The organism is Streptomyces marokkonensis (assembly GCF_008312835.1).
In the GTDB taxonomy this organism is placed as follows: Bacteria; Actinomycetota; Actinomycetes; order Streptomycetales; family Streptomycetaceae; genus Streptomyces; species Streptomyces marokkonensis_A.
This window is the reverse complement of record NZ_VSKS01000016.1, coordinates 43,902-57,452: the sequence shown is the minus strand read 5'-3', so window position 1 is coordinate 57,452 and position 13,551 is coordinate 43,902. Positions and strand designations below refer to the sequence as shown.

Sequence of the window (13,551 nt, the reverse complement as noted above, 5' to 3'; positions counted from 1 at the left end):
CGACTGTCAGTGGCAGGTGGCAGGCTTGTCCCGTGACCGAGATTGACGCAAAGATCGATGCTCTCGTCCCCGCCTGGCTCACTCTCCCCGACATCGCCGAAAAATTCGGCGTCGAGGTGACGCGCGTCCGGCAGCTGGTCAAGGAGGGCCAGCTCATCGCCGTACGCCGGGGTGAGAACCGCGCGCTGCACGTCCCCGCGGCCTTCATCGACGGGGACAAGGTGGTCAAGGGCCTGACCGGCACCCTGACGCTCCTGCGGGACGACGGCTTCACGGTCGAAGAGATGCTGGAGTGGCTCTTCACCCCCGACCCGACCCTGCCGGGCACGCCCGCGCAGGCGCTCGGCGAGAACCGCGGCACGGAGGTGAAGCGCCGGGCCCAGGCACTCGCGGTCTGACCCGCATCCGACCGGCCGGAGTCCGCACAGCACCGGCCGGGGCACCAGCCCCGGCCGAGGGACTCCGCGCGCCACCGACACCCCGGGGGGACACCCGAATGACCGACACCGGACGCGCCCGGCTCGCCGATGCGCGCCTGTATCTCTGCACCGACGCCCGCAAGCGGCAGGGGGACCTGCCGGAGTTCCTGGACGCGGTCCTGGCCGGCGGGGTCGACATCGTGCAGCTGCGGGACAAGGGCATGGAGGCCGCCGAGGAACTGGAGCACCTGGCGGTCCTCGCCGAGGCCTGCGCCCGGCACGGCAAGCTGCTCGCGGTCAACGACCGCGCGGACGTCGCCCACGCGGCCGGAGCCGACGTCCTCCACCTCGGTCAGGGCGACCTCCCCGTCCCCGCCGCCCGCGCCCTCCTCGGTGACGGCGTCCTGATCGGCCGCTCGACCCACGCCGGGTCCGAGGCCGCCGCGGCCGCCGTCCAGCCCGGCGTGGACTACTTCTGCACCGGCCCCTGCTGGCCCACCCCCACCAAGCCCGGCCGCCACGCCCCCGGCCTCGACCTGGTCCGTCACACCGCCGCCCTCGGCACCGACCGCCCCTGGTTCGCCATCGGCGGCATCGACCTGGGCAACCTCGGCCAGGTCCTGGACGCCGGTGCCCGCCGGGTCGTCGTCGTCCGCGCCCTCACCGAGGCGGACGACCCCCGAGCGGCGGCCGCCGAGTTCGCCAAGCGGCTGCGGGAGGCCGCCCCGGACGCCGGATGACCCACCGGACCCCGGGCATCTCAAGTTCGTCCACACTGTGGACAGCAAGTCGGCAAATCAGACAAAACTCCCGCTTTTGGTTGGGGGACCGCCGCCCCCTGGCTAACCTGCCCGTATGGCCCTAGGAACCGCATCCACCAGGACTGATCGCGCCCGCACCGTGCGCGACATGCTCGCCGCCGGAAAGACGACGTACTCGTTCGAGTTCTGGGCCCCCAAGACGGAGAAGGGCGAGCGCAACCTCTGGAACGCGCTCCGCAGGGTCGAGGCCGTCGCCCCGAGCTTCGTGTCCGTCACGTACGGCGCGGGCGGTTCCACCCGCGCCGGCACGGTGAGGGCCACCGAGCAGATCGCCGCCGACACCACCCTCACCCCGGTCGCCCACCTCACCGCGGTCGACCACTCCATCGCCGAGCTGCGCAACATCATCGGCCAGTACGCCGACGCCGGGATCCGCAACATGCTCGCCGTGCGCGGCGACCCGCCCGGCGACCCCATGGGCGACTGGGTGCCGCACCCGCGGGGCCTGACCTACGCGGCCGAACTCGTGCGGCTCATCAAGGAGTCGGGCGACTTCTGCGTCGGCGTCGCCGCCTTCCCGGAGATGCACCCGCGCTCGGCCGACTGGGACACCGACGTCGCCCACTTCGTCGACAAGTGCCGGGCCGGCGCCGACTACGCGATCACGCAGATGTTCTTCCAGCCCGAGTCCTATCTGCGCCTGCGTGACCGAGTCCACGCGGCGGGCTGCGAGACCCCCGTCATCCCCGAAGTCATGCCGGTGACCAGCGTGAAGATGCTGGAGAGGTTGCCAAAGCTGAGTAACGCCTCCTTCCCCGACGCCCTCAAAGAGCGGATCCTCGCAGCGAAGGACGATCCGGCGGCGGTACGCTCCATCGGTATCGACTTCGCCACGGAGTTCTGCGCGCGGTTGCTGGCCGAGGGAGTGCCGGGACTGCATTTCATCACGCTGAACAACTCCACGGCGACGCTGGAAATCTACGAGAACCTGGGTCTGCACCACCCGCCGCGGACCTAGACCGGTCGCACGCGCATACGACACACTGCGTAGCGACCACTGGGAGAGGGGCGTACATGGGCTGGACGGTCCTCTACATCGCGTTCGGCATCGTCGCGCTGTGGTTGCTGGGGGAGGTGCTGCTGCAGTACAAGGCGCGCCTGCGCTGGCGGCTGCTAGCCTTCGGCGGCTTCCTGGGCGTCGTGCTCGGCGTCCTGATGCCGTCCGTGATCGTCATCGGTCTCGGCGCCGCGGCCTTCGCCGTCGGCCAGACCTACGTCACGCTGTCGTTCCGCCGCGGCTTCCAGGCGGGCTGGGCGGTCAACGCGCCGGTGCTGTCCGCCGTCAAGGGCCGCCGCGGTGACCGCGGACGCCAGGAACCGGCCCTGGAGGTCTCCGGCCTGGAGACGTCCCGCGGGGATTACGGCGACGACGGCGACGGCCACCACGACCGCACCGCCCACGGCGCGGACGACGACTACGAGCGCGACGACGTGTTCACCCCCGCCCGCCCCGACCGGCAGCCGGCCGAGGGGGCCACCTCCGTCTACGCGCCCCAGCCCCTGCCCGACGACACCGGCTCCTACGGCGTCTACGGCGACCAGGGGTACGCGGCACCGTCCCAGGACCAGTACGCGGGCGCCGCACAGGGCGCCGACCAGGACTACGCCTACGACTACTCCGGCTACGGCCAGCAGCAGGGCTACGACACCACGGGCCAGCAGTACGCCGCCTACTCCGACCCGTACATCGGCACCCCGACGTACGGCGGCACGTCGTACGACACCGGGTACACCGACCAGCAGCAGTACGGCCAGCAGGGCTACACCCAGGACCCGTACGCGGGCGGCTACGGCGGCGAGACCCCGGCCGGCGGCCTGTGGGTCCCGCAGCAGCGCACCACCGACGACCCCTACGGCGGCGAACTCCCGCCGGAGCAGCCGTACCCGTACCAGGGCGACCAGCAGGCGCACCCCAACGGCAACGGGTACGACGAGCAGTACCGCTTCTGACGCGCGCTCACTGCGACCCGCGGAACTCCGGACCCTCCACGATCAGCCCGGCGACGAGCGCCCCCGACATCCCGGCGTGCGGAAGCCCGCCGCCGGGGTGGGACCAGCCGCCGACCGTGAACAGCCCCGGCAGCCGGGTGCTGTTGGACGGCTGGAGCAGCCGCCCGCCCGCCGCGGCCAGCGCCGGTACCGGCACCGCGCCGCCCTCCGCGCCCGTCTCCCCGGCGATGTCGGCCGGGGTGTGCACCTCGTGCCGGAGCAGCCGGCCGCGCAGTCCCGGTACCGCCCGCTCGGCGACGGCGATCAGGTTCTCGGCGTGGACGTCCGGCGTCCCCCCGGCGCCCACGGGCAGCACCGCCGTCACCGTGACCGCCTCGTGGGCGTCGTCCGGGACCACCGCCGGATCGTCCGGCCGCAGGACCGTCACCGTGGGGCGCGCGGGCAGATCGCCGGACGGGCCGAACAGCGACTCCAGCTCCGTCTCGCGGTCCTCGGCGTGCACGACCGTACGGTGCGGTGTGCCCCGCGGACGCCCGCCCCGCAGCGCCATCAGCACCGTCATCCGGCTCGCCCGTCCCCGTGGGGCGGGGACCTCGCCGGCGCCGCGCACCCGCGTCCCCCGGCCGAGCCGGTCCAGCACCTCGCCGGGCACCCCGGCGACCACGAGGTCCGCCTCCGCGACCGTCCCGTCGGCGAGTTCCACGCCCGCCGCCCGGCCGTCCTTCTCCAGCACCCCGACGGCCTCCGCGCCGAAGCGGAACTCCACCCGGCGGGCCAGGCACCGCTCGTACACCGCCCGCGCCAGCTCGCGCATGCCGCCCCGCACGTACCAGGTGCCGAAGGCGTGCTCCATGTACGGCAGCACCGCCGCGCTCGCCGGGGTCGCGCGGGGATCGAGACCGTATGCGAGCGCGTGGCTCTCCAGGAGGGCGGTCAGCCGGGGATCGCGCAGCTCCCACGCCCCGACCTCGGCGAGCGTGCCCGCCGTCCGCGTGCGCAGCAGCCTCTTGTGCGGTACCGCCGGATAGGGCTCGCGCTCGGCCAGGACCTGCCAGTTGGGCCACAGCGGCTCCTCCAGCAGCGGCCGGCGCGAGCGGTCCCAGGCCTCCCTCGCCCGCACCAGGAAGTCGCCCCAGCGCCGGGCGGCGGACGCCCCCAGGGTCTCCTCCAGGGCGGAGACGACGCCCGCGCGGGAGGCGTTCGGCAGCGACAGGCGCGTACCGTCCGCGAACACGTGGTGCGACGACGGATCGACCTGGACGAGCTCGACGCACGCCTCCAGCGGCTCCCTGCCCGTCTTCACGAACAGATCGCGGTACACCGCCGGAAGGGGGAGCAGCCCCGGCCCGGTGTCGAAGGAGAACCCGTCCCGCTCCACCCGGCGCAGGGCACCGCCGTATGTCTCCGTCCGCTCGTACACCACCACCCGGTGGCCCGCGACGGCCAGCCGGGCGGCGGCCGCCATCGCGCCCATCCCGGCGCCGATCACCGCAATCCGTGCCATGCCAGGGACCTTATCCGCCGGCCCCTCCGGCCCGTCCCCCGAGTACCCGCGCCCCCGCCCGGGGGACCAGCGGGCGGGCAGCCGTGGGCGGGGTGCGCAGGACTGAGTATCCGTACCTAGTCGCCCAGTTGAGTACGCGCGCGGATGGGGGCCGGCCTGCGGGAACGAGAGAGTGGAGTCCACGGAGAGGGGCACGGCTCCCGGAACCGGCGGCACGGGGCGCCGGAACGGGACCGGGCCCGCGATCCGCTCCTTCCGCCGGCACCGTCGGCGGGAGCGAGGCACGGGGGAACCCGGGGGACGACCGCAACGGGGGTTCACGGGGGACGTACGGGGGAGCACGGAAGGCGCCGGTCCGGCCGGTGGCCCGCGGGGGACGCGGCCACCGGCCGGACCGGCACTTTCATGTGCGGAAGGGCTCAGCGGCCGCTGACCCGCCCCTGCAGCAGCCGGGACAGCGCTGCGTGCACATCGTCCAGCGAGCGCTCCGGCTGGAAGGACTTCCAGTCCAGCGCGGCCACCAGCACCATGCCCACCAGCGCCGCCGCCGTCAGCGGGACGTCGATCTCCTCGCTGAACTCACCGTTCGCCACGCCCTCGCGCAGCACTCCCTCGACCACCGCGACCGCCTGCTGGCGCACCACCATCAGCGTGGACTGCCAGGCCCGGTTGGTGCGCCACAGCTCGGCCACGTACAGCTGGGTGAACGCCGGGTAGCGGTCGATGAAGACCAGCCCCGCGCGGATCATCGCGTCCAGGGCGTCGACCCTGCTGCCGCCCTCCCCCGCCGTCTTCTCGGCCGCCTCCCGGAGCGAAGCGGTCAGCAGACCGACCCCGTGCCGCAGCAGCTCCTCGAAGAGGACCGACTTGCTCGCGAAGTTGTAGTAGACCGTGCCCTTCGCGACTCCCGCCCGCTCGGCGATCTCGTCCACGGTGGTCGCGGAGAAGCCCTGCTCGGCGATGAGGGTGACGGCCGCCTCGTAGAGCTTCTGCCGGGTGGCCTCGCGGCGGGCACTGCCGCCCGGCGTGGTGCTGCTGCGTTCCATGGACCTGATTCTCACAGGAGCCCCGGCGCGTCCGTTCACAGGCTCAGCTCCGGGTGCAGCCGGTCCATCGTCCACACCTGGCGGCGGCGGGCCGACAAGGCGGTCAGCGCGAGGGCGCCCGCGGTGAAGGCCGTCAGCACGGCGCAGGCCTGCCACACCGGGCCGAGGCCGCCGCCCGTGACGAGCCGCCTGAGCGCCTCGACGACGTAGCTCATCGGCAGGAACGGGTGCAGCGCGTTGAAGAACGGCGGGCTCGTCTGAACGGGGTACGTGCCGCCCGCCGAGGTCAGCTGGAGCATCAGCAGGGCGAGGACGAGGATCCGGCCGGCCGCCCCGAAGCGGGCGTTCAGCCACTGCACGATCGCCGCGAAGCACGCCGTCACCAGGAACAGGAAGCCCACCGTCCCGGCCGCCCGGACCATCCGCAGCCCGAGCCCCCAGTGCAGCACCGACATCAGGGCCACCGTCTGCAGCACCCCGATCGCCACCACGGGCAGCCAGCCCGCGAGGGCGATCCGCCAGGCCGAGGCACCCGCCGCGAGGGCGCGCCGGTTCATCGGCGCGATCAGCATGTACGCCACCATCGCGCCCACCCACAGCGACAGCGGGATGAAGTACGGGGCGAGACCGGTGCCGTAGTTGGGCGCCTTGTGCAGATCGTCCGAGACGAGCCGCACCGGGTCGGCCATCACCTCGGTGCGCAGGTCACGGTCCCGCTTGTCGTAGTCGGGGATCTTCCCGGCACCGTCGTGCAGCCCGCCGGCGAGTTCGCCGGAGCCGCCGACGAGCTTGTACAGGCCGCCGTTCAGATCGTCCGCGCCGGTCTTCAGCTCGCCGACGCCCTTGTCGAGGTCCCGGGCGCCTGTCTCGGCCGTGCCGAGTCCCTTGTTGAGCTTCTTCGCGCCGGCGGCGACCTTGCCGGCCCCGGTGTTGAGCTGGTTGATCCGGGTGACGGCGTCGTCGAGGTCCTCGGAGAGGCGCGGCGCGCGGCCGGCGAGTGCCCGGGCCTGCTTCTCCAGGGTGGCGAGGTGCCCGTCGAGCTTCTCCAGGTCGTCGCGGTGGTCGGTGACCAGCGCGCTGACGTCGCCGGCGACGCCCGCCGCCGCGGCCGCCGCGTCCCGCGCCTTCTTCAGGTCGCCGCAGGCGGGGTCGGGCAGGGCGGGGTCCTCGCAGCGCGCCCTGTGGACGCCGTCGACGGTGGCGGACGCCGCGCGGGCGTCCTTCGCGGCGGCCGGCGCCTCCTCCTCCAGCGCGTCGAGGTCGCCGCGGAGCCGGCCGGCCGAGTCGGCGACGAACCGCGCGGTGTCGCCGATGCTCTTCTCGTTGTCCTTCAGGAACGGGCCCACCTCGGCGTCGACCGCGTTCACCTTCTCGGCGAGCCTGCGCGTCCCGTCCGCGACCTTCCCGGAGCCGTCCTCCAGGTCGCCCGCGCCCTTGTGGAGGTCCTTCAGGCCCTTGGACAGCTTGCCGCTGCCCTTGCGGGCGTCCGCCAGGCCGTCGGCGAGGTCCTGGGAGCCCTTCTCCGCCTTCCCGATGCCGCCGCTCAGCTTGTCGGCGCCCTTCGCCGCCCGCACGGTCTCGCCGTGGATGCCGGAGAACGAGACGAAGATCCGGTCCAGGAAGGAGCGCGCGGTCTTCGTGGACGCGGCCCGGCGCACCTCGCCGAAGACCGTCCGGGAGATCTGCCCGACGATGTAGTTGTTGGCGTCGTTCGTCCGCACCCGGAGGGCGCCGGTCTCGGGGGAGTCGCCCGAGCTGGAGGCGATGCGGCGGCTGAAGTCGGCGGGCAGGGTCAGCGACAGGTAGTAGGTGCCGTCCTCGACACCCCGCCGGGCCTCGTCCGCGCTCACCTCCCGCCAGTCGAAGGTGTCGCTGTCGCGCAGACCGTCGGCGATGTCGTCGCCCGCGGTGATCCGCTTCCCGTCGGCACTCGCCCCCGTGTCGTCGTTCACCAGCGCCACCGGGATCCGGTCCAGACGCCCGTACGGATCCCAGAACGACCACAGGTACAGGGCGCCGTACAGCAGCGGCAGCACCAGCAGGGCGACCAGCGCCGCGCGGGGCAGGGCGCCGCGGCCGAAGCGCCGGAGCTCAAGAGCGGCCAGTTTCGGCGAGCGCATCGGCTGCCGCCTCCTTCGCCTCGTCGGTCCGGCCGGCCCCGGTGCGGACGGTCACCGCGTCGCGCGGTGCCTCGCTGCACACGGCCAGCACGGTGGTTCCGGTGTCGGTGAGGGACCTCAACAGGGTCCAGATCTCGTCCCGTTCGGCCGGGGAGAGCTTCAGGTCGGTGTCGTCCACGCCGAGCAGCCGGGGACGCCCCAGCAGCGCCAGCGCGAGCGACAGCCGCAGCGCCTCCATCCGCTCCAGATCCCGCACGGCCGTCCGCGGGCCCTTGGGCAGGGTCGCGAGGTCCAGTCCGGCGGTGGTCAGCACGGCGTCGATGTGCAGTCTCTCCTCGAGCCGGCGCTCACCGCGCGGACGCAGGCGCAGGCGCGGACGCGGGAGCGGGCCGCCGAAACGGCGTCGCAGCAGTGCCTGTTCGCGCAGGTGCTCGCCGACGGTGAAGGCCGGGTCGAGCTCGGTCACGCCGGTGACGTGCGCGAGGGCGCTGCGGCGGCGTACGGCGGCCATGCGCCTGGGCAGTTCGAGCCCGCCGACGGCGGCCAGGCCCTCCGTGGGCCGCATCCGCCCGGTGAGCGCGAGCAGCAGGCAGGTGCGGCCCGAACCGGACGGCCCCTCCACCGCGATCAGCGAGCCGGGCCCCGCGTCGACCGAGACATCGCGGAACGCCCAGCCCCGTGGTCCCTCGAGGCCGAAGCCGTCGGCCGAGACGGCGAGTCCGAGTGGACCGTCCACCAGTGCCCCCTCTTTTGAACTGACTGGTCAGTGCAAAAACTAGCTCGAACGACCGGTCGAAGCAAAAGCCCAGGTCAGAACGGATTGTCAGTGCCATACCTCACGATGTGTACATACGGCACCCCGTCTCGGGTCGTGCCGTCACGAAGACGACAGGAGGTTCGTCATGGCCAACTCGTCCGCAGCCGCCGCCCGTCGGCGCCGCGCATCCGGCCCTGCCCCCTCACTGAACGGCCCGGCGAGCGACGTCCACCCCGTGCTGCGCCGCGCCGCGGCCCCGCCCGCCGCCCTCGACCTGCTCGCCCAGGCCCGTGCCGGACTCGACGAGGCCACCGTCCTCGAGACATCGAACGAGCGCTATGCGACGGCCCACCTCGCGGCCCTGCGCACCGCTGCCGCCGTGCTCGCCGCACGCGGCCGGCCGGAGACCTCGCCCCGCAGCCGGGCGAGGATCCGGAGCGCCTGGGAAGTGCTCCCCGAGATCGCGCCCGAGCTCACCGAGTGGAGCGCCCTGTTCGCCTCTGGGGCCCGGCGCCGCGCCCTGGCCGAGGCGGGCATCCAGGGCGCGGCGAGCGCCCGCGACGCCGACGACCTGATACGGGACGTGGCGATGTTCCTCCGCCTGGTCGAACGCATGCTGGTCCTCCAGCCGGTCCTGCCCCAGCCGCGGGGCGACACCGACGGCCCCGGCGGCATGCCGGACGCGGGCTGAGCCCGCCCGGGGGAGCGCGGGACCGTGCCGGCGTGCGGCTCCGCCGCGTGGGCGCGAAGGGGGTCTGGGGGGGCGAAGCCCCCCAGGGACGGGACGGGAGAGGGCGGAGGGGGCGATAAACCAAGGCCGGCCGGGTGACCGCCCCCCGCGCCGCAGGCCATAGGGTGGACAGCAACCGCAGCTCAACCGCCCGCCGAGGAGTCACTACCGTGCCGGACCCGATGCGACCCCGCGCCGCTCTCCGTACCGCCGTGGTCTGGGAGGTGCTCCAGGACGCCCTGGAACGCCGGGTCAAGGCGACCGGACGACAGGCGCTGGACGTCCTCGACACCGGCGGCGGCAGCGGCAACTTCGCGGTGCCCCTCGCCCGGCTCGGCCACCGGGTGACCGTCGTCGACCCCAGCCCCAACGCCCTGTTCGCCCTGGAGCGCCGCGCGGCCGAGGACGGCGTCGCCGACCGGGTCAAGGGCCTCCAGGGCGACGCCCACGGCCTCTTCGACGTGGCCGAGCGCGGCGGCTACGACGTCGTGCTGTGCCACGGCGTCCTGGAGTACGTCGACGACCCCGCCGAGGGCGTCCGCAACGCGGTGGCCGCCCTGCGCCCCGAGGGCGTCCTCAGCCTGCTCGCCGCGGGCCTCGGCGGCGCCGTGCTCGCCCGCGCCCTCGCCGGTCACTTCACGGAGGCCAAGCAGGCGCTCGACGACCCGAACGGCCGATGGGGCTCGGGCGACCCCATGCCGCGCCGTTTCACCGCCGGCCGGCTCACCGCGCTCGTGGAGGGCGCGGGCCTCCGGGTCGGCGCGGTGCACGGCGTACGGGTCTTCGCCGACCTCGTCCCCGGTGTGCTCGTCGACACCGAGCCCGGGGCCCTGGACGCCCTGCTGAAGCTGGAGGCCGCCGCGGCCGAGCTCGCCGCCTTCCACTCCGTGGCCACCCAGCTCCACGTACTCGGTGAGACACAAGGGGCCTCGGGGACCTGAGCACACAGCTGTGACGCGCCGCTGATCAGCGGCGCGTCACGCGGCCCCGCCATGCATGGAGTGCGCCACAGGCCCCCCGAATGGCGGCTTGGCGCCGTATGATCGAGGGAGACCGCCCGGCATGACGGGTCGGCCGCCGGGGAATGAGAAGCCTCAGCGGGCCGGGACGTGATGGCTGGTACCGGTTGGCCAATTGGCGCAGAGGGGCGGGTTTCACGGGGGCGATTCCCTGCCTATCCTGAAGGGACCCCCCGGGTCGCCCCGGCGACTGCACGATGAGGAGGACTCCGTGCCGCTCTCGGAGCACGAGCAGCGCATGCTCGAGCAAATGGAGCGAGCGCTGTACGCCGAAGATCCCAAGTTCGCGACGGCGCTCGAGGGAAGCGGACTGCGTACGTACACCCGGCGACGGGTCTACCAGGCGGTCGCGGGCTTCCTCGTTGGTATTGCGCTCCTCATGGCCGGTATGGTCGCCCAGCAGGTCTGGCTCAGTGTCGTGGGATTCCTCGTCATGCTGGGCTGCGCGGTACTCGCGGTGACCGGCTGGCGCAAGGCCCCCAAGCCGGGCGAGCAGGGCGCCGGTGCCCCAGCTACGCCCCAGGCCGGGCGTCAAGGGAGACAGCGCCGCTCCATGATGGACCGCATCGAACAGCGCTGGCAGCGCCGCCGCGACGAGCAGGGCGGCCGCTAGACCCCGCGCCCCGGCGCACGTGGACGCGGTTCAGGGGGTGACCACCGACGTGGTGGTCACCCCCTGAATCATGTCCGCCCTGAATCATGTCCGCAGGGTGCCGGGGCGGTGCGCGCCGGGCCGTCCCGGACCCACCCCCGGCCCCGCCCGCTGCGGCCGGCGCGGGCGAGTGGGGGTGGGCCGGTGCAGGCCCGGCCGGTCAGCCCTGCTGGCGGGACGGCCGTCGCCAGGCCGGGCGCATCGCCACGAGGCGCCCGCGGACACCGGACCACCACGCCGACACCGCCCAGACCACACGCACCACCGACCGCGGGGCGACCACCGCACGCAGTCGCGTCCACCGCCCCGCCGTGGCCCGCAGACCGGAGACCACCCGGCGCACGTCGTCCGTCAGCCCCGCCGCCGGCCGCGGTCGCGGCGCGTACAGGACCTGCTCCACCGCGTCCGCGACCCGGTGCACCGAGCGCGCACCGCTCTCGTCGAGACGGCCGAGCCGCACGATCCGGGCGGCCGCCGCGCGCGGGGTCAGGGACTCGTCCGGCGCGATGCCGTAGTCCCACGCCGAGTCGGTCAGCTCGTCCCAGACGGCCAGGACGTGCGGCGCGGTGTCCGCCTCCGACCGGCCGTGCCCGCCCAGCCGCACGGCCCGGGTCCGCTGTCGCCACAGCATCGGCGACAGCGGCAGCACCAGGACGGCGAGACCCGCCAGCGCCCACATCAGCAGGGCGTACCACTTCGGCCCGTCGCCACCCGTGGGCAGGGCCGCCTGCGGCGACTCGCTCCCGCACCCGTCCAGCTTCCTGCGCTCCGCGGTGCAGCTCTCGCTCTCCGAGGGCGCCGTGGACGGCTCGTCGGGCGCGGCCTGGGACGGACGGGCCGGGTCGGGCGCCGTGCTGTCCGCCGCGTCCGGCACCGTGTAGGGCGGCGTCGAACCACGGGTCGGGGTCGGCTCGAAACGGGTCCAGCCCACGCCCTCGAAGTACAGCTCCGGCCAGGCGTGCGCGTCCCGCAGCCCGACCGCGACGGTGCCGTCCGCCTGCGGGGTGCCGGGCGCGAAGCCCACCGCGACCCGCGCCGGTATGCCCAGCGAGCGGGCCATCGAGGCCATCGCGAAGGAGAAGTGCACACAGAAGCCCTGCCTGTCCCGCAGGAAGCGGGCGATCGCCTGTGAGCCGCTGCCGACGTCCACCTCGGTGTCGTACTCGAAGCCGCCGTTCAGCGTGAAGTACTCCTGGAGTCTGACCGCCCGGTCGTACGCGCTGTCCGCGCCCGCGGTGACCTCACGGGCGGTGCGGGACACCACGGCCGGCAGCGAGTCCGGCAGCTCGGTGTACTCGCGCTCCAGGGCCGGCGGCGGCGCCGGCGCGTCGGCCAGCTGCTCCGCCGTGGGCTGCACGTGCAGGCTGCGCACCTCGTACGTCACACCGCGTGTGTTCTGCCCGTGGTCGCCGACCAGCGTCATGCCGACGGGTTCGTAGCGCCAGTTGCCCCTGATGCTGACCCCGCTCGGCGGGTACGGCATCGGCAGCCAGTCCTGGCCGTACCAGTCGGCGGTGGAGATCGTCGTGCCGACCTCCGTGCGCCCGATGTCGGGGCCGAGGCCCGGAGGGGTCGGGAACGTGCCGTCGGGCACCGTGGTGATGGACCGCTTCGACGGCTTCCACGTGGTGCCGTCGAAGTCGTCCAGGGACACGATCCGCAGATACAGGTCCGAGACGTCAGCCAGCTCGGAGCGCACCGACATCACCTGGCGGTCCTCGTCCACGTTCAGCGAGTCGCGGAGCGAGACCAGCGGGTTCACCGCGGAGATGGTGCCGCCCCCGCCCACGCCCGAGCCGGCGCCCGAGCCGGCGGGGTCCAGCAGGCCGCCGTTCATCGCGGGCAGGCCGAGCGGCGCCACCAGGGCGATGCCCAGCGCGAGCACACCGATCCGCCGCCCGGTGCGCACCGGTGCCACGGCGCCGGGCCGGTCGTCACGGGGCCCGCGGCCCGGCCCGGCGAACACCCGCCCCCACTGGGAGAGCCGGTCGCGGCCCTCGGCCAGCAGCAGCATCAGATAGCCGGCCGCCGCCAGCAGGAACCACAGCCAGTCGATGCCGTTGTCCGACAGCCCCGCGGCCACCGAGTACAGAGCGAGCAGCGGAAGCCCGGCCGGGGCCGCGCTGCGGAAGGTCACCGCGAGGGTGTCCACCAGCAGCCCGATCACCAGGACCCCGCCGACCAGCATCAGCCGGATGCCGTCGGACAGCGGCGCCGGGATCGAGTACCGGTTGACGTCCTCGCCGCCCTGCTCCAGCAGCTCGGCGAAGAAGCGGAAGGTGTCGGGACCGGGTATCAGCCCGGCGAGGGCGTGCTCCCGCGCGAAGACCAGGGTCAGCAGCACCAGCGTGACCAGGACCTGCGCCGCCACCGTCACCGGACGCGCCAGCGGCACCCGCCGGGCGGCCGCGCCGACACCCGACTGCACGGCCAGCAGGAACGCCGACTGGACGATCCAGGTCGCCGGATCGACCAGCGGCAGCAGGGCGCACGCCGCCATCAGTGTGGCCGCCCAGGCGCAGATGGCCAGCCT

General features: G+C 73.8%; 12 protein-coding genes. 7 read left to right on the top strand and 5 right to left on the bottom strand.

Translation table 11 applies throughout. The features are described 5' to 3' along the window. Positions 1 to 32: 32 nt before the first annotated feature. The 4 genes from F1615_RS24860 to F1615_RS24845 all read left to right on the top strand — a co-directional run bounded on the left by F1615_RS24860 (position 33) and on the right by F1615_RS24845 (position 3,190). On the top strand, positions 33 to 398 hold the full coding sequence (locus F1615_RS24860; RefSeq protein ID WP_037931138.1) for an Rv2175c family DNA-binding protein: 366 nt from the start codon (positions 33 to 35) through the stop codon (positions 396 to 398). A 98-nt stretch (positions 399 to 496) separates the two neighbouring features. Further along, on the top strand, positions 497 to 1,159 hold the full coding sequence (gene thiE, locus F1615_RS24855) for a thiamine phosphate synthase (protein ID WP_149551303.1): 663 nt from the start codon (positions 497 to 499) through the stop codon (positions 1,157 to 1,159). A gap of 115 nt (positions 1,160 to 1,274) precedes the next feature. After that, positions 1,275 to 2,198, top strand: a complete 924-nt coding sequence (gene metF, locus F1615_RS24850) for a methylenetetrahydrofolate reductase [NAD(P)H] (protein WP_149551302.1) — start codon at positions 1,275 to 1,277, stop codon at positions 2,196 to 2,198. A gap of 56 nt (positions 2,199 to 2,254) precedes the next feature. Continuing rightward, positions 2,255 to 3,190, top strand: a complete 936-nt coding sequence (locus tag F1615_RS24845) for a hypothetical protein (RefSeq protein ID WP_149551301.1) — start codon at positions 2,255 to 2,257, stop codon at positions 3,188 to 3,190. A 7-nt stretch (positions 3,191 to 3,197) separates the two neighbouring features. Here the strand turns inward: F1615_RS24845 and F1615_RS24840 are convergent, their stop codons facing one another. The 4 genes from F1615_RS24840 to F1615_RS24825 all read right to left on the bottom strand — a co-directional run bounded on the left by F1615_RS24840 (position 3,198) and on the right by F1615_RS24825 (position 8,596). Beyond that, entirely contained in the window at positions 3,198 to 4,694 is a 1,497-nt protein-coding gene (locus F1615_RS24840) for a phytoene desaturase family protein (protein WP_149551300.1), read from the bottom strand. Between the two features lie 419 nt (positions 4,695 to 5,113). After that, complete coding sequence (locus tag F1615_RS24835; protein WP_149551299.1) at positions 5,114 to 5,740, bottom strand: TetR/AcrR family transcriptional regulator; 627 nt, start codon at positions 5,738 to 5,740, stop codon at positions 5,114 to 5,116. 35 nt (positions 5,741 to 5,775) lie between these two features. Further along, a complete protein-coding gene (locus tag F1615_RS24830) occupies positions 5,776 to 7,860 on the bottom strand; it encodes a YhgE/Pip family protein (RefSeq protein WP_149551298.1) in 2,085 nt (694 codons plus the stop codon). Beyond that, positions 7,832 to 8,596 (bottom strand): ATP-binding cassette domain-containing protein, encoded by a 765-nt coding sequence (locus F1615_RS24825; RefSeq protein ID WP_149551297.1) that lies wholly within the window; start codon positions 8,594 to 8,596, stop codon positions 7,832 to 7,834. Before F1615_RS24825 ends, F1615_RS24830 begins: the two co-directional genes overlap by 29 nt. A gap of 166 nt (positions 8,597 to 8,762) precedes the next feature. On the opposite strand from F1615_RS24825, the gene F1615_RS24820 reads away from it, so the two are divergent. From F1615_RS24820 to F1615_RS24810, 3 genes are all read left to right on the top strand, one after another. Next, positions 8,763 to 9,308 carry an SAV_6107 family HEPN domain-containing protein gene (locus F1615_RS24820; RefSeq protein WP_149551296.1) on the top strand — a complete coding sequence of 182 codons (546 nt, stop codon included), beginning with the start codon at positions 8,763 to 8,765 and terminating at the stop codon, positions 9,306 to 9,308. Between the two features lie 209 nt (positions 9,309 to 9,517). Beyond that, entirely contained in the window at positions 9,518 to 10,288 is a 771-nt protein-coding gene (locus F1615_RS24815) for a methyltransferase (protein WP_149551295.1), read from the top strand. A gap of 289 nt (positions 10,289 to 10,577) precedes the next feature. Then, positions 10,578 to 10,979, top strand: coding sequence for a DUF3040 domain-containing protein (locus F1615_RS24810; RefSeq protein WP_149551294.1), 402 nt, complete (start codon positions 10,578 to 10,580; stop codon positions 10,977 to 10,979). Between the two features lie 199 nt (positions 10,980 to 11,178). On the opposite strand, the gene F1615_RS24805 is transcribed toward F1615_RS24810, so the two are convergent. After that, complete coding sequence (locus F1615_RS24805) at positions 11,179 to 13,518, bottom strand: transglutaminase TgpA family protein (protein WP_208818402.1); 2,340 nt, start codon at positions 13,516 to 13,518, stop codon at positions 11,179 to 11,181. Positions 13,519 to 13,551 lie beyond the last annotated feature (33 nt).

Excerpts from the sequence above, each read along its gene's own strand:
- F1615_RS24840 (WP_149551300.1), bottom strand. The coding sequence starts at position 4,694 with ATGGCACGGATTGCGGTGATCGGCGCCGGGATGGGCGCGATGGCGGCC.
- F1615_RS24845 (WP_149551301.1), top strand. The coding sequence starts at position 2,255 with ATGGGCTGGACGGTCCTCTACATCGCGTTCGGCATCGTCGCGCTGTGG.
- metF (WP_149551302.1), top strand. The coding sequence starts at position 1,275 with ATGGCCCTAGGAACCGCATCCACCAGGACTGATCGCGCCCGCACCGTG.
- F1615_RS24820 (WP_149551296.1), top strand. The coding sequence starts at position 8,763 with ATGGCCAACTCGTCCGCAGCCGCCGCCCGTCGGCGCCGCGCATCCGGC.
- F1615_RS24830 (WP_149551298.1), bottom strand. The coding sequence starts at position 7,860 with ATGCGCTCGCCGAAACTGGCCGCTCTTGAGCTCCGGCGCTTCGGCCGC.
- F1615_RS24805 (WP_208818402.1), bottom strand. The coding sequence starts at position 13,518 with ATGGCGGCGTGCGCCCTGCTGCCGCTGGTCGATCCGGCGACCTGGATC.
- thiE (WP_149551303.1), top strand. The coding sequence starts at position 497 with ATGACCGACACCGGACGCGCCCGGCTCGCCGATGCGCGCCTGTATCTC.
- F1615_RS24835 (WP_149551299.1), bottom strand. The coding sequence starts at position 5,740 with ATGGAACGCAGCAGCACCACGCCGGGCGGCAGTGCCCGCCGCGAGGCC.